We start from the raw sequence: 18,536 nt of genomic DNA on the forward strand, positions 1-18,536 counted from the left end.
TCAAAAACAGTTTTAGAAAATTATAGATTATATAAATCACACAAAGAACAAATCATTAAAGAACTATCAAAAAAATGCTTAAATGATAAAGATGTAAATATACTTATCAAAGCACAAATACAAGCAAAATAGAAAGACGGCCATCTATAGATATTTTCCGGTAAATGAAACAAAGTAATATTAACCTTAAACCGCTCGAGCTATCGGAAGAACATAAGAAATTGAATGAAGAAATAACACATACAGGCTCAAAAATTAGTAAATGAATTTACACAAGCAACGCTAGATATTTTTGGAGAGAATAAATTAATAGACTCACCTATAATTGAAACAAAAAACGAGCATATTAATATACCGCTCCCGAACTTAGAAAAACAAAAAGTTAAAACCGATAATATATTCAATCAAAACTCAGAGCCTAGAAAACAAACTATCAAAAACAAATTTTATAAGTATTTAAGCAGATTAACGGGAAAATTGTGATTAAAATCCATAAGTAATTATTTTAAAGAATTAATTAAAGATCCAAATCTTGAGCAAAATATCAATTTAGAAAAAGAAGCAAAGTTAATAGCAGACAAACATCGACTAACAAAATATATGGAGCTTATAATGTAGTATTTAGCGGTAAAACAATCTCAAAAAATATTACTCAATTATATATTTATTTTACCGTTAATTCAGGTATTGCCTATAAAAAATTGACTCAAGGTTTCTACGTCATTCTTGCGAGGCATTGTTGCGTGTATACCACCCCGTCATTGCGAGCAGTCGTAGACTGCATGGATCAATTTTATCTCTGTCCACGTTGCTTGACCACGGGATCCAGTTAAAAATACTAAAATTATTTTTTCTGGATCCCGTGGTCAAGCAACGGTATGACAACGGAGCGTTTTTCAAGAATCACACAATAATGTCTCGCAGAAATGACAGAAAAAGCCGAGCAACAACACTATTTACTATATCCTTTTAAAATCTCAAAATCTTGCCCTTGGAGAAAAAATTTTTCAGATAACGTAATTTTTGCTACAAAATTCTTTACATCTTCGCTTTGTAAATAGATTGTCGCTTTAGCATTACTCTGATCTCCGTTATTAGTGCGAGCTGCAAGCAAGGTTACTATCTGCTCTAATTCTTCATAATTTTTAGGGTAAAGCTGTAACTCAAATTGTTTATTATTAATTGCATCCTCGATTGATGAAAAGCTTTTTGCTGTTAGTTTTATTCCTCCTTCATTTTTAACTATATCACAATTAACCACTACCAAACTTTTAACCTCGAGTAAATGTACATAATCTTTTAAGACTTCTTCGCTAAAAATACTAAGTTCAAAGATATTCTCAGGATCGGAAAGCACAAGCGTCACGAACCTGCCTCTTGCCGACATACGAGAATCCTTTTTTTGTATCACACCGGCAAGATTTACTCGGTGAGTACCTTCAGGTAAATTATTATGCAAATCCGCAGTATTTAAAATATTTAAACGACTAAATATTCCTTTATATTCCGTAAGAGGATGATTAGAGATAAATAAACCCATAGACTCAAATTCATAAAAGGCTAAAGTATTTTTATCGGCATAATCACTTGATACTAAAATAGTTGAACTTAAACTAGAAACTTTAATTAAGCTAAATTGATTAGATTCCTGCTCTTCGTGATATGAAGTTGAATAAGCAAGCAACTTTGAAATACTTAAAAATAATTGCAATCGATTATCATGTAGCTCATCAAAGCATCCAGATTTAATTAAATTTTCTAATAATTTACTGTTAATAGACTTTGGCGGTAATCGTTCAATAAAATCAGTAATTGATTTAAAGGCTCCTCTTGCATTTCGCTCATCTGTTACTAACTTACCGAAATTTGGCGTAACTCCCTTAATAGCACCTAAAGCGAAGATTATTGCACTTTCTTCTTTGTCATATCCAGTACCTTCTATGTCATTCCCGCAAAAGCGGGAACCCATTTTCATTTCACTAGTTTTTTCTGGATCCTTGCCTACACGAGGATGACATAGAGCACTGCCGAAATGACAAGTTGTAAAATACCCTTCAGAAATATTAATATTAGGAGCAATAATTTTTATACCGCTATCTTTTACTTCTTGTAAAAATAAATTAATTTTATCATGATTATTTAATTCAAGGTTTAAACATGCTACTAAAAACTCAGCCGAATAATTAGCTTTAAGATAAGCAGTTTGGTATGAAATGACACCATAAGCCGCAGCATGTGCTTTATTAAAACCGTAACCGGCAAATTTAGCCACAGTTGCAAAAATGGATTTAGCTTGAGATTCCGAAATATTATTAGCAATCGCTCCTTTAACGAAGATTTCTTCCTGCTCCTCCATTTCTTTCTTTATCTTCTTACCCATTGCTCTACGAAGCAAATCAGCAGCTCCTAGGGTATAACCGGCAAGAATCTGAGCAATTCTTTGTACCTGCTCCTGATATATCACCACTCCGTAAGTTTCTTCTAAGATTGGCTTTAATAGCTCATGTAAATAATCAGGCTGTTGTAATTTATGCTTACAAGCTATATATGTAGAGATATTTTCCATAGGACCCGGACGATATAAAGCCCCAAGAGCGATCAAATCATGTATAGAATCAGGTTTAAGGCGTCTAAGTGCATCTTTCATCCCAATACTTTCAAATTGGAAAACACCTACTCCTTTACCTTTACACAACATTTGATAAGTCTTATTATCATCAAAGGTCATATTGTTAAAATCTACTTCTATTCCTTGCTCTTTAAGTAGTTTCTTACAATCGGTAATAACCGTTAGGGTTTGCAGGCCTAAAAAATCAAATTTAATTAAACCGGCAATTTCGGAATATTTCATAGAATAACCGACTACCAGCATATCGGAATTAGCATCTTTATATACCGGTACTATATCGACTAAATCAGTACCTGCTATTACGATTCCTGCAGCATGAGTTGAGGAATGCCTATGTAACCCCTCAAGAATTAACGAAGTATCAAGCACTAGCTTAATTAACTCCGCTTCACCCTCCAAATTATACAGCCCATTACCTTTAGCGGCATTTGCAAGCTCTGGAACTTCACGCATCGCCTGTTCAAGCGTAACGGGATTAACCGCACTAAAAGGTACAAGCTCCGTTAGATAATCAGCGAATTTATAAGGTAAACTAAGCACACGAGCAACATCCTTAATTACAGCCTTTGCCTGCATTTTACCAAAAGTTATAATCTGCCCTACTCGATTATTACCGTATTTAGAACGTACGTAATTAATCACTTCTTCACGTCTTTCTTGACAAAAATCAATATCGAAGTCAGGCATCGAAATACGTTCGGGATTTAAAAATCTTTCAAATAATAAGCCGAATTTAATCGGATCGAGATCAGTAATAAGCAAGCTCCAAGCGACAACCGAGCCCGCTCCCGAACCTCTACCAGGTCCAACTAAAATCCCCTCTTTTTTACTCCATTTAATAAAATCGGATACAATCAAAAAATAACCGGCAAAATTCATATTACAGATAATATCCAGCTCATAATTAAGACGAGCAAAATATTCGGTTTTCAATTCTTCTTGATTCTCTAATGAAATATTTTCAGATTTAAACTTTGTAGCAAGCCTTGCAAGCAACCCTTCTTTTGCATCTTTTCTAATTAAATCCGTTTCACTAATATCTTTGGTAGCAAAATTAGGCAACATCGGCGGGTTTGCATGTGCTGCAAAATAACAACGCTCTCTTAAATTCACAGTATTTTGTATGGCATTAGGTAGATCAGAAAACAGCTCTCTCATCTCATGCGGTGACCTAAAATAACAATTTTCACTAACTGTTTTACGATCAGGATAGTCTTTAGTAACACCGGCTGATATACATAACAGCACATCATGTGCATCATGCATGCTTTTTTCGCTAAACAAAACTTTATTAGTAGCAACAAGCGGAATAGATAATTCCGAAGCTATCTTAATATAACTATCCTCAATAAACTGTTCTTCCGGCAAATCGTGCCTCATAATCTCAAAGTAAAAACGATCTCCTAAGATTTCCTGTAGAGTGCGGGCAAACAACATCGCTTGTTCTTGCTCACGAGCTAGTAAGCATTGTCCGACAATACCCTCAGTATAACAACATAATGCTATTAGCCCTTCTTGATATTCGATTAAATCTTCAAAAGTAATATGATCACATATCTTACGATCATTTTTAGTGAAAGTAAGGCTTGATAGTTTGAGTAAATTTTTATAACCGGTTTCATCTTTAGCTATAAGCAAAATTTGAGCAAAAATATCTACATCATATTTTATATTTAGAATAACTCCATGTATCGGCTGTAGTCCTTTTTTTACTGCGTATAATGCAAATTCTAACGAGCCAAATAAATTTCCCTTATCTGCCAAACAAATAGCAGGCATTTTATTCGATGAAGCAAGTTCTACTATCTTCTCAAGCGTTAATGCACTTTCTAGAAAAGAATAAGAGCTTTGAGTTCTTAAATGAATAAATTCAGGTTGCATTTTTTATTAATGTTAAAGTTTATTGTCTTCATGACACTGTGCCACCCCCGTGGCTTGACCACGGGGTCCAGTCTTTTTTAATTTTTTTGATACCGTGGTCAAGCCGCAGTATGACACCGAGTGTATTTTCCGTTCCATACACCAAGGCTACATTTTACTCCCGACTACATAATATCTAAAACCGATTTTTTTCATTACTTCATTATCTAGTATGTTTCTAAGGTCAATGATTATTGGTGATTTTACTAAATCATAAATTCCGTGCCAATTCAGTTCTTTGAATTCTAACCATTCAGTTGCAATAACTATAATATCTACTGACTTACATGCTTCAGCTATCGAATCTAAATATAGCAAATTTTTATGTTCTAAATTCTTTTTAGCATTTTCAAGCCCAATAGGATCAAATGCTTTAACATATACATCTTTATTTAATAAGATCTTTACAATTTCAATGGCAGGACTTGCCCTAACATCATCTGTTCCTGCTTTGTATGTTAAGCCTAAAATTGCTATATTTTTACCTTTTAAATCTCTATCTAACAAAGTAGCTATTTTAGCTACCATATTACTTGGACGCTGCTTATTACTTTTAATTACTGCCTTAAGAATCTTACAATCGATATGATGATTTTCTACAAGATTATTTAATGCTAGAATATCTTTTGGAAAACATGAACCACCAAAACCAGGACCTGCATTTAAAAAATTTTGACCGATTCTTTGGTCAAGTCCTACACCTTTAGATAAATCTTTAATATTACCACCAATTTTTTCGCATAAGTCAGCCATTTCATTAATAAAAGCAATTTTGGTAGCTAAAAAACTATTTGAAGCATATTTAATAAGCTCACTCGTCACTAAATCGGTAACCACGAACTTTGCTCCTTGTTCTATTAAAGGTGCATAAATTTTTCGTAATATTTCCTCTGATTCTTTATTATGTACACCGATAACTATACGATCAGGATATAAAAAATCTTCTACCGCACTGCCCTCTCTTAAAAACTCAGGATTAGAAGCAACATTAAATGAAAAGCTTTGTGATTTTAAAGCAGCTATAATATTACTGCAACTACCAGGCGGAACAGTAGATTTTATGACTATTAAACAATCTTTATTTATATGCTTAGAAACTTTATTAATAGCATCATAGACATATTTTAAATCTGCTTCTCCCGACTCTTTTGAAGGCGTACCAACCGTAATAAATATTGCCTCGGCATTTTGAAGTTCATTATTATAAATATTTGTAAATTTTAACCTATTAGTTTCTAAAGCTTGCTTAAGATATTCATCAAGCTTAGCTTCATAAATCGGCAATATTTGCTTATTTAATTTGGATATTTTCACCGCATCATTATCAAGACAAATAACATTATGGCCTAAATAGCTCATAATAATACCTGAGACTAATCCCACATATCCGCTACCGACAAATGTAATATTCATAATTTTTTGTGATTTTTATATTAAATTTTTAAATTATACGTTATATTCCAAGTTTATACCTCAAATAAATGAAGAGTAGTATAGACGAAGATCAACTTCAAAAAGAGCAAGAAATCCACAAGACGAGGAATGGAGCGTATACTTAATACGTGCAGTACTTGTAGGATGACGTAGCCAATTTTTGAAGTTCATCGAGTATATAAAGCTTTTATCATATTTCAATAGATTTACAAGCTCAAATGAATTTTATTAAAAAAACCTTTATTAGTATTTTTATAATTCTAATTTCATTATCTTTGGCTATAACTCTAACTGTTTATAGTGCAAATAAAGGACTCTTAAATGAACCTTTGAAAAAAATAATTGAATTTTATTTAAGTAAAAATGATATAAAGGCTGTACTACATCATTTAGAATTTAAAGAAAACCGATTATCCATAGATAAAATTTCCTTAAGTCTTATAGATAATGCTAGAGGAGAAATTAACGATTTTAATCTTTTCTTTAATTTCAAAAATTTCTTCTCTAATTCGTTAATAGAGGCTAATTTTAATATTGATAAAATTTCTATAATCTCAAATAACGATGAAGAGATTATAAATACTTCAACAACCGGTGATTATTCATTAAATATAATTAAACAAGATTCCCTAACCGACATACGGCTAGCTTCAATAAAAAGTGATATCTTAACGGATGAGCAAGGAGCAGACTTACCTCTAGGAAATGCTTTATGCTCATATAAAACCGCCTATTCTAAAGATAATCCAAAGATCGTTAATTGCAAACTCACATTTGGGGACCAAGCGTTTTTATCACTAAACGGTATAATAACCGATAAAAATATTGATGCAAGTGCAGCTGCCGCAAATATGCCTTTAATAATTTATCAAACAGTCGAAAAAATTATTCCGGATAATCCTATAATCTCATATTTACGAGAACATATAAAACAAGGTTACATCCAAAACGGAGAATTAAATATTAAATTAGATAAAAAATTTTTAAAAAAAATATTTTAGTAGAAGATAATTTAAAAGCAAATTTACATATCTCGAATTTTGAATATAAATATCATACAGATTTACCGCCTTTGACTAAAGTTGATACTAATATAATCATTTCAGGGCCAGAAATAAAATTTCTAATTAATGAAGCATATAGCGGTAAAAGTGTTGTTTCAGACGGTATTATGACTTTCAAATGGGAAGGACCGGATAAATCGCAATTTGTTTTTAATGCTACTGCTAAAGGTGAAATTAACGACTTAATTGCCTTTGTTCCAAATGATGCATATCAAAATATTAAAGCTCAAAATATTGATCTTAAACAAATTAAAGGAACAGCAAATTCAATAATAGAGCTAATAATGCCTATTAGCCCAAATATCCCTAATAGCTATAATGTTTTGTCGACATTAACAAATATCTCTTTTAACACCTTAGACAATAATATCCTATTACAAAACGGTGAAGCCAAAGGTAGTTTTAAAGATAATAAATTAAATATTAGCGGTAAAGGTAAAATTAATAATTATACAAGCAGCTTTACTTATGATCATGATATATCAGATAAAAATAATGAGTGTTTACTTAAAATAAACAGTAATATTACGGCAAATAATCAAAGATTTGGAGTATTGAAATTAATTTCAGGCAGCACCGTTTTAAATTTTGAGTATAAAAAACAGCATAATAATGAGAGTTTTATTACCGTTAATTCTAATCTTGATAATTTAGAATTTTATATAGATAAAGTATCTATTCATAAAAAATTACATAAAAAAGCTAATTTATATTTATATACTAAATTAAATGATAAAAATTTGGATAGCAATATTGAATTTAACCTTTCAGGGCAGGATAATCTAAAAATTAACGGTAATGCCTTAATTAAGGAAAATATTTATAATATTAATCTAGCCTCTGTTAAACATAATCATACGGATTTAAAAGGAAAAATAATCATAGATAACCATAATCTTAATACGGAACTTTATGGAAGCGGATTAGATTTATCAAATGCTAATATGATGCAGTTTTTAGAAAAAGAGGGAGATTCTACACGTAATATTAATTTAAAAACTAATATATCAAAAATAATTTTAAAGAATAATATCATTCTAGGTAATCTTGATTTAGCAATTAAATGTGATAAAGTGCGGTGTTTCTCCGGTTTTCTAAATGCTAATATTGATAATAAAAAAGTTAAGATGTCGCTTACCGCTAAAGAAACTTTTGAACAATGGCTAATTGAATCCGATAATGCCGGAGCATTGCTTCAGGGACTCGGAATGTATACCACTATGCAAAACGGTCAGATTAACATCAACTTAAATACAAAAAGATATGAAGTAAAAAAAGGGGAAATAGTGCCGATATTAGACGGCAAATTTTCTATAAAACATTTTACGGTAGTCGATACTCCTTTTTTAACACGGCTTGTTTCCTTTGTTTCGTTGCCCGGTTTTCTTAGTTCAATAACTAATAATAAAAATATTTTATTTGAAGATATGACCGGTAAATTTAATTATAGAGGAAATATAATTACAATTTTCGATACGGAAGCACATGGACCATTCTTTGATTTTACTATGAAAGGTAATATTGATACCAAGCAGCAATTAATTACGGTTAAAGGAAATGTTATTCCTTCATTTTTCTTAATCAGTACTATTGTAACTAAAATACCAGTAGTCGGTAAAATATTTTCCAAAGTAGCCCCTTACTCCTTAACAATGAACTATAAATAGTTATACTCTGTGTACAAAAAATTATATTTAATCGGTATTTTACTTTTAGGCTTAATTTCCGGTCTTACGTTTAATTTAATTTTTTTCACGGTTCCATACCAATTATCCGAAGCAAAATACACCACTGATATAATAGGTTCGATATCACTAGCTGCTTTTCCGTATTGCTTAAAGGTCATATGGTCACCTTTTATAGATAAATACTCTATACCTTTTTTATGTTCTAAATTCGGTCACAGGCGTGGCTGGGCATTGGTATCACAGATATTTTTAATCCTAGCGATGACGGGGTTCTTAAACATACGCCCTTGTAATAACTTATATATTACTGCAATTATCTTATTTATTATTTCATTCTGCAGTTCTACGCAAGATATTGTACTTGACGCATATAGAATTGAGAGACCTATATCTAAAGAAGAGCTTTCAATGGCTTTTACCTTTAGTAGCATAGGGTTTCGTTTAGGTATGTTACTTGGCAGCGTCGGTGCTTTATATTCATCAATTATTTTCGGCTGGAATACAGTATATAAATTTGCTTTATTCATTACTATAGTTGGACCTATAGTAATCTTATGTATCAAAGAACCGAAACCTAAAGAAAAACGTCATACGGCTAATAATTTAATAGGATTAAAACAATATTTTGAAGTTATTAAAAAAAGTATTATATCTTTAAAAAATGAACAACAATATTTATTGCTAATTATATTGTTTGTCTTTTTATATAAAGCTGCAGATTCCATACCGATGGCTATGAGTTCGCCTTTATTTATAGATTTAAGTTTTACTACTCATGAAATTGCCGTTATTTACAAAGCTTACGGGTTACTAATCATGATAGTCGGAGGAACTTTAGGCGGAGTTTTAGCTACAAAAATAGGTATATTTCATAGTGTCTTAATTGGTGGAGTTATTCAATTATTGTCACCTCTTATGTTTATGATTCTTGCGACCATCGGCTATGATATAAGGACATTTATCATAACCGTTACAGTACAAAATTTTTGTGCAGGCTTTGCAGGAACTATTATCTCTATCTATTTTGCTAGTCTTTGTAATAGCGAATTTGTTGCCACACAATATTCTATTCTTGCATCTTTTAGCTCTCTTAGCCGTATTATTCTAGCTAGCCTTGGCGGTATTTGTGCAAAATATCTTACTTGGTCTGTATTCTTTTTAGGTAATACTCTGTTTAGCATGTTATTTATACCGATATTTTATAAAATATATAAAAAGAAACTAGACTTTGTGAATATTTCTAAAAAGATATGACAATTATTAAAAAAGGTTTATAATATTGATATATATATACTTCTGCGCAATGAAGAGTCAGAATTTTTATGAAATTATATAGTTTTCAAGAACATTTATTAGAATTAAAAATAAGACTGCTTAGAATATTTACTGCTTTTATAATTATATTTGCTATTTGCTATTATTTTAGCGACTATATTTATAGTTTTTTATTAAAACCGCTTGCTAAGCTAAGCGGTGATACGGTACGCAATATAATTTATACAGGGCTTACAGAAGCATTTTTTACCTATATTAAACTTGCAGCTTTTACTGCTTTTACTATTATTATACCTATAATTGCTTTGGAGTGTTATTTATTTATCAACCCAGGGTTATATCACCATGAAAAAAAAATTATCGCTTTTATTCTTTTTATGTCGCCTATTTTATTTTGGTGTGGTAGTATTTTTGTTTTTTACTTTGTAATGCCAAAAGCTTGGAATTTTTTTCTTAGTTTTGAAAAACGTGATATGATAGTACCGATAGTTTTAGAAGCAAGAATTAGCGAGTATCTAAATTTAGTTATTCATTTAATTATTGCTTTTGGAGTTGCTTTTCAACTGCCGATTGTGATAATAATATTAAATATACTCAAAATAGTTAAGGTACAAACACTTAAGCAAAAAAGACGCATTGCCGTGGTAATTAACTTTATTATTGCAGGAATATTAACGCCTCCTGACATTTTAAGCCAGTTTGCTCTTGCAATACCGCTACTTTTATTATATGAAACTTCAATAATGATATGTAATTTTATAGAAAAATCGAGGACACTAAATGTTAAATATCAAATGGATTAGAGAAAATCAAGAATTATTCAATGAAAAGCTTAGCCAAAGATTTATTGAACCTATGTCTAGTAAAATTGCTATGCTCGACGAAGAGAAAAGAAAAATTACGAGTTTAATTCAAGAATTTCAGCATGCACGTAAGGTAAAATCAAAAATTTTAGGTAATATGGCCTCTAAAAGCGGCGAAGAGTTTGAAGGGCTACAAAGAGATGTCAAACATATAAATGAGAAATTGGAAGAACTTGAACAGGATCTAAATAATAATAACGAATTAAATGAGCTATTAAATATGCTTCCTAATATTCCGGACGAAGAAGTACCTTACGGAATAGATGAAAGTATGAATAAATTAGTTCGTACTTACGGAGAGACAAATCCAAATACTTTAAATAAACAGCATTTTGAACTAGGTACAAAATTAAATTTAATGGATTTTGAACAAACTGCTAAAATTTCTGGGGCTAGATTTGTAACGTTAAAAGGTGATTTAGCAAAGTTAGAACGTGCTTTAATTAACTTTATGATTGATGTGCATACTAAGGAGTTTAACTTCTTTGAGATATCGCCTCCAGTATTAGTTCGAGATAATGCTATGTATAATTCAGGACAACTACCTAAATTTACTGAAGAGTCTTTTGCAACAACAAATGGTTACAGACTAATTCCAACCGCCGAAGTACCTTTAGTAAATATAGTCGCCGATACTATTATACCAAGGGAAAAATTACCGATGCGTTATGTTGCTTACACCCCGTGCTTTAGATCAGAAGCAGGTAGTAGCGGTAGAGATACAAAAGGTATGATTAGATTACATCAGTTCGGTAAAGTTGAGCTAGTATCTATTACTACTCCGGAAGAATCAAAAAATGAGCATGAATATATAACTAATGCATCAGAGACTATTTTACAAAAACTGAATCTTCCTTATCGTGTTATGTTACTGTGCACCGGAGATATGGGATTTGCGGCAAAAAAAACCTATGATATAGAAGTGTGGCTTCCGGGACAAAAGCAATATCGTGAAATTGCTAGCTGTTCTAATTGTGGGGATTTTCAAGCACGTAGAATGAAAGCAAGATATAAGGAATTCGGCAGTAACGAAACTACCTTAGTCCATACTTTAAATGCTTCAGGATTACCTATAGGAAGAACTATGGTTGCAATACTTGAAAATTATCAAAATGAAGATGGCTCAATAACTATACCTGATGTTTTAATAAATTACATGGGAGGGTTACAAAAAATCACTACATATAGTGAATAATTGTTTATTAAATGTAAATAATAAGGTAAAGTTTTGTGATATACTTGCCTACTTACTATTCATTTATTCGAGTATATCTTAAATAATTTGAAAAATTGGCTCTGTATGGTAGAAGATGCGGTTGCGTGTGGGTTGATTTTTTCGTTGTCACCCCGTGGCTTGTGACCACGGGATCCAGTTTATAATACTAAAAATTAGTATTGTAAGTTTTTTGCTGGATACCGTGGTCAAGCCACAGGGTGACACAGTATACAAAACGATAATTTAAATTCAGGTTATTTGTGTTTAGTGATTTACGAAAATTTGACAAAGATATATATAATTATAATGCTCCTAATTTTATACCTATAGCATGTCATTATAATGAAAATACTTTACTTACCAAAGATGGTAAATTACTACAAATTATAAAAATACACGGCATTAATTCAGAGAAAATAAGCGATAACATACAAAATTTACGTGAAATGGTTAGAGTTTCTATAAAAAAGAATATAACCGATTATGATTTTGCTTTTTGGCTACATACAATAAGAGAAAAACAAAATTTAGATGATTCCACTCCTTACAAAAAATTATTACCAGCAAATATTCATGCACTATGGCAAAGAAAAAACCATTGGAATGATAAATTCGTTAATACTTTATATATATCTATAGTACATGATTCTGCTAAAGTTGACATCAAAAATTTTAACTCTTTAATAAATTCTTTATCTAATAAATTAATTACTGATTTTGAAAATAACTACTTAGATTCAGCTTTTCAAAAACTAGAAAATATCACTAATAATATTTTAAACGATTTAAACGAATTCGGTGCTGAGAAACTTGGTATAATATTTGAAAATGATAATGTTTTTTCTAATCCTTTATTTTTATATAATCGAATAGCTAACCTTAATAATAATGATTGTTTGGTACCTATAATAGATTTATCCGATGCACTAGGTAGAAGTATTTATACAATTAGCGGCGATAAAATGGTAGTTACGGATTATAAGGAAAAGAACAAATTTGCTTCTTTACTATCTATAAAAGAATATCAAGAAACTCCTTCTAATACACTGGATAAATTTTTACAATTACCGATTGAATTAATAATAACTGAAATATTTTACTTTGTTAGCAAAAAACAAGTAATATCCAAATTGTGTGGTCAAGATTATATTCTAAAAATTACTAATGACTCAATTTTACTTAATCATAAAGGGATTAATAAGCTTGATGCAGCTAATTTAGATTTGCAATTTTGTAATCAGCAAATTTCAATTGCCGTTATAGAAGAAGATGAAAATAAACTAGATGCAGCTGTAGCTAAAGCATCAACCGAACTTTTTAAACTTGGTATTATTCATGTAAAAGAAGATCTTAATATTGAACAAATATTTTGGTCGCAATTACCTGCTAATTTTGCCTTTATCCGTAGAATGTCACCATTACCCGTAGAATATATTGCTTCTCTTACCGCTCTTCATAATACTACACTCGGTAATCAATATAATCCTTGGGGTAAGGCTATAACTTTACTGCGAACCGAGAAAGGTACTCCATATTTCATGAATTTTCATGATAAAACAAATAAAGGTAATACTTGCATCTTTGGTACGGAAAAAACCGGCAAAACTGTATTATTGAACTTTCTAATATCAGAATCGACTAAATACGATCCAACAATCATTTATATCTCTAATAATAATGATTCTAAAATTTTTATTGAATCAATAGAAGGCAAATGGTTAGAACCAGACAAACAAATTATCAATCCATTTTTAGTAGATGATACAGAAAAATCGCAAGCCTTTATTTTAGAATTTTTAAAATTAATCAGCGGTCATTATATTTCACCTCTTAGCGAAATAGAAATATCCTTTTTAGAGAAATTAAAAAATAAAATTTTATCAATTGAAAAAGAAAAACGTATTTTTTCCGATATTTTAAAATTAGAGGATTTTAAGGAGGAAGGAGGAATACAAATACTTGATAAACTTAAAGTTTTTACCAAAGGACAATTATATTTCGGATTATTTGACGGACCATCTCTTAACATTGAAGAAGGGAAAGTTATAGGGTTCAATTTATATAAACTGTCTGATGAGCCGTTTTCTAAACAATTTTACCCAACAGAGAGAAAATTTTTAGAACAATTTAATAATAATTTAAAGAAACACCAAAGTATTAGTGCAGCAGTAATTTATGCTTTTACTTATCATTTAAGCCTAGTTGGCACACAACCTAAAATATTTGCTGCCGATAATTTGGATAAACTTTACAGACCTGAAGTTTATTATGATAATATCAATTTAATCTATAATACTTTATCTCAAAATAACGGTGTTTTCGTCAGTAATTTCAATTTTATTTATCTTAAGTCATATCCAAAATATACTATAAAACCTTGGCTTGATTTAATTAATACTAAAATTATTCTACCGTCTGACGTTAAAATAGAAGATTTAGATAAAATTTTAGGTTTAAGCGAGGCGGAAATACGAAAATTATCACAGCTAATACTTTCTGCAAGAATGTTCTTAATTAATAAGGATAATGAATCGATAGCTTCTGAATTAAGTATTGCCGCTTTAATAGGAATTGTCCGTATTTTATCAAGCAGACAAGAGGAAATGGATATTTATAAAAAAATACTTGAACAACACCAAGGTCCTCCGGATAATTGGATTAATTACCTATATAATGAGTTAAATACAGACTGATGCGAATAACTACTAAAACCATTGTCATTTGAGGTGGTATTGCATGCGTGGATACCCAAATCGTCATTGCGAGGAGCGAAGCTTTGTTGCAATCTAGTTTTAATTTCATGAGATTGCCACGCTCCTTACAGTCGCGCGCAATGACGGAAAATTGGTCCATACGGGCAATGCCTTCTCACAATGACAACAAAACAACGAACATAAAGAATACTCAAAGTGTTAAAAAAATATTTACTATTTTTCTTGTTTTCATTTTTCTCATTTAATGTACAGGCATCTATTTGGGGTGATATAGCCGATTGTCTTAGCGATCCATGTAATTGCGGACAAAGCGATAGAATGGAAACTTGGAATAGAGGCAGCAAAAATGAAGTGACAAGAGGACCTTTTAAGCCAGGTACATTATGTCCTCCTTGGAATAAAAGCGACGGTCGCAATAATGATACTTGTTTATTAAAATTTGATTACCCAGGTACATTTATCGGTTTTTTACTCAATAGATGTGCGGAAGAAGCCCCTGATAGTAGTTACTTTACTCCAAAAATTCGTATTAGAGTTCAAAGCTGTAATGCCGCAGCTTGTTGGCACCAAAACTCTACTTTAAATTGGGATGGAGAATGTGTATTATGGCCTACAGGTTACGGTCTGCCTCTAACTAGAGTCTGTGCTAGAGTTGCCGTACCGGATATGCCTCCACCTCCCGGAATAAACGCCACACCTTCCCCTGCAGATCCAGGTTATACTGATGGAGTACATCTCAATAAAGTCGGTTATACAGAAACTGATAATAAGATAATCGGTGTAGACGGAAAAATAGTTACTTTAAAATCTCCTAAACTTTGTGCTTATAGCGACCCTGGGCTTGTTAACCTTGTTTCAGATTCCGGTGTACATCTTGATCCGATGGACTGGAATCCTAATCGTCAACCTCTTCATCAAACTAACGAACTTAGCCCTATTGCAAAAGTATTAAAATTTTTAGTTGAAACGGTAAAAGGCGCAAGTTTACCAAGTTTATTAGGGCAGCTTCTTGGGATGATAGATCAAGATTCAGAATTTATAAAAGTACTTCAATCAATACTTAACGCAATAGGAGAGGTTTTTAATTTTTTCCCGAGTTTAGTAATAAAAGTTATTGAAGCACTGGGATCATTAAACGGTTCTGTAGATAGCTATTCTTTTGGTTGTGTACAATTACCTTTAGGACCTCTTCCACCACCATATTGCCCAAATTTAGATTATATTAGTATTAATGCTAATGCTCATAATATATGTAGCATAAAAAATACCCCAGAGGATATTCAGAAAGGAAAACCTGTATTTAAACAATCTTCAACTGTACCGCCTTGTGTAGTATCAAATGTTAACAACAATATTATTAATAATACCATACGTGTTAGCTTTAGCAATCTTGTTCCGCTGTGCACGAGTTCTACCTCTGATCTCAAGACTTGTGTAGAACCACGTAATACAAATTTTCTTTCAGCAAAAATTACTCATACTAATACGGCTTTTAAAGATTTAATTAAATCGTGTAAGAATACTTCAGTAGGCACTCCATGTATTAATACAGAAATTGCTACGCCATGTAGTGTTACGGCTAACGGTTGTAATGAGGGATTTAGAATAGTATATTCGCAGAAAATTGGAAATGTAGAAACACCTAGCGATTATTACATAGATGATATACCGGACTGTCCAAGTTCTAGTTCAACTACCTGCCAAAAAGTATGGGGAGTTAATATAGGCGAATTTAAGGATGTAAGCGTAAAGTTTCCTAAGATACAAGGGCAAGATACAAATAGCTTACTACCTATAAAGACAGATGTCACCCTAAAAGACAATAACGGTAAAGATAGAAAACTTTATGTCTCTATTAGTAATACCGAAGACGATAAGCAAAATCCTAATAATATTTGCTTATTTGAGTCCGGTAATTTAATAGATTGCGTACAGAGAGTAAATCATTCTTATAGTCTAGCTACTTATGAATGTTCAAGACAATATGCCGGAATTACCTGTACTAATAACAATGCCAACGATGCTTATTATAAACCGCAATTCATTGCTTCATTGCAAGTAAGAGAAAAACAAACAGATGGGACTATTAACATTGTAGATGAAACAAGCACTCTTGTAACACCGTTAGCATACGCCGGACCTCCACCTCCCAATCCCACGGACACAGAAAGTATAGTAATGCTTGCCGGTTATAAGTATAGTTCTTCTGTTGCGTTTATACCTAAAGATCCGCCAAAAGATCCGACAAATGATAAATATATTGCTATGCCGTTTTCAGGAGAGAATGCTCTAAATCAGTTGACTATTCACGGTAAATATAAAGACGATAAAGCACCTTATGATAGTAATGGAAAACCTGACTCAAGTGCGGTATATTTAAAATATTTAGAATATGTAAACGGTAAATATATCCAAGGTGGAACGCATGCCTGCTTGATGCCGAAAAATTTCCAACACTGTAATCCTATGCCGATTCCTACTTTACCTGATGGATCACCTATGCCCGGTTACAATAATGACTCGATAAATTGTGTACTTGCTAAACTACACAACAACAATACTATAAATTGTAAGAATTTTAAAAATACATATAGCCTTAAATATCCAAACCTTGGTTTATGCAGCAAAGATATAAATACAAGTAGCTGTACTCTAAAAGAAACAGTGGAAGGTATTACTATTTATGCTTGCAATATAAATAATATTCCAAGTAACTGCTATACTAATAATAATAACCCTAATACTCCAGTATGTGTTTTAAGTAGGGATTATAAAGATAGAATCGAGCCAGGACCTGACAAAGGACCAACATTAGTACCATTAGATGATCCTTTTAAATATTATACAGTGAAATATACAGCAGTAGATGAAAACCATCCTCCAGAGCCAACATATAAAGCTGAGACTGAGGATGTACGAGATAAAACTTGGCAAGAGCTAGATCTTTGTACTCCTATATTAGTACCTACTTGTGCTAAAATTCCTAGCACAGCTGATGCTCCTTCCGGTAGCACACACGGTAATGCAGAATGGGATGAAAGCGATATAGGAGAACTTGCAATAGGAAGATGTCCGACGAATTGGATAGTTATTGATCCTAGTAAACCTTTAGAACGCCATTGTTTATCATACTTTGATAGAAAAGTTGTTGAATTCGAACCTTTAGGTCCAAATGTCGGATGTAGAAAATCTACAGGATTGCCTATAAAAGTTAGTTATAACGATTTTCCATCAAGTCAATTACCTGAGACCCCTTATAATCCGGTAACTAAAATAGGTGACTATATCTTAAACAAAAAACCGGTACAACATGGGAGCATTATGGCATTTCCAAAGGATGGGGCATTTATAAATGCAACAAATGAACCGGACAATACAATATTACATACTGTAGAATTCAAAGTAACTTTAGATGCGATAATTGACGATATTGAGTATTTTAGAGTAGAAGATTTATGGTATGATGATTGCACATTAATATATGTCAATGGCACAAAGCTACTTAGTCTTCCTACTGACGTTGATTCTCTAGATGAGAAAAGGTACTGTAACTATGGACATGACCAAGGTCAAGCATTACAAGCTAAAGTTAATAATCAACCTATTAGTGCAAGCAATCCTATTAATATCAAACCTTATTTAAAACAAGGAGAAAATATTATAAGATTCCAGCTAAGAGTTATGTTTGGTGGTGGGCTATATTTCCACATGCAATATAAAATGAAGAGATAGA

At 31.7% G+C, this 18,536-nt stretch carries 7 protein-coding genes and 1 pseudogene; 6 read left to right on the top strand and 2 right to left on the bottom strand.

Features of this window, described 5'->3' with window-relative positions; all coding sequences use genetic code 11:
* Positions 1-952: 952 nt before the first annotated feature.
* Together dnaE and A452_RS0105870 are read right to left on the bottom strand one after the other, a co-directional pair.
* The gene (dnaE, locus tag A452_RS0105865) at positions 953-4,510 is read right to left on the bottom strand and encodes a DNA polymerase III subunit alpha (RefSeq protein ID WP_014412290.1); all 3,558 of its coding nucleotides are present in this window, start codon (positions 4,508-4,510) and stop codon (positions 953-955) included.
* A 147-nt stretch (positions 4,511-4,657) separates the two neighbouring features.
* On the bottom strand, positions 4,658-5,962 hold the full coding sequence (locus A452_RS0105870) for a UDP-glucose dehydrogenase family protein (RefSeq protein ID WP_014412289.1): 1,305 nt from the start codon (positions 5,960-5,962) through the stop codon (positions 4,658-4,660).
* A 239-nt stretch (positions 5,963-6,201) separates the two neighbouring features.
* On the opposite strand from A452_RS0105870, the pseudogene A452_RS08605 reads away from it, so the two are divergent.
* From A452_RS08605 to A452_RS0105900, 6 genes and pseudogenes are all read left to right on the top strand, one after another.
* A pseudogene (locus tag A452_RS08605) lies at positions 6,202-8,714 on the top strand (transporter AmpG 3).
* 9 nt (positions 8,715-8,723) lie between these two features.
* The gene (locus A452_RS0105880) at positions 8,724-9,989 is read left to right on the top strand and encodes an MFS transporter (protein ID WP_025999593.1); all 1,266 of its coding nucleotides are present in this window, start codon (positions 8,724-8,726) and stop codon (positions 9,987-9,989) included.
* Between the two features lie 68 nt (positions 9,990-10,057).
* A complete protein-coding gene (gene tatC / locus A452_RS0105885; RefSeq protein ID WP_014412285.1) occupies positions 10,058-10,813 on the top strand; it encodes a twin-arginine translocase subunit TatC in 756 nt (251 codons plus the stop codon).
* Entirely contained in the window at positions 10,791-12,068 is a 1,278-nt protein-coding gene (gene serS / locus A452_RS0105890; RefSeq protein ID WP_014412284.1) for a serine--tRNA ligase, read from the top strand. Before tatC ends, serS begins: the two co-directional genes overlap by 23 nt.
* Before the next feature lie 281 nt (positions 12,069-12,349).
* The gene (locus A452_RS0105895) at positions 12,350-14,782 is read left to right on the top strand and encodes a VirB4 family type IV secretion/conjugal transfer ATPase (RefSeq protein WP_014412283.1); all 2,433 of its coding nucleotides are present in this window, start codon (positions 12,350-12,352) and stop codon (positions 14,780-14,782) included.
* Between the two features lie 216 nt (positions 14,783-14,998).
* Positions 14,999-18,535, top strand: a complete 3,537-nt coding sequence (locus A452_RS0105900; protein ID WP_014412282.1) for a hypothetical protein — start codon at positions 14,999-15,001, stop codon at positions 18,533-18,535.
* Position 18,536 lies beyond the last annotated feature (1 nt).

It is taken from the genome of Rickettsia australis str. Phillips (assembly GCF_000273745.1).
Taxonomy (GTDB): domain Bacteria; phylum Pseudomonadota; class Alphaproteobacteria; order Rickettsiales; family Rickettsiaceae; genus Rickettsia; species Rickettsia australis.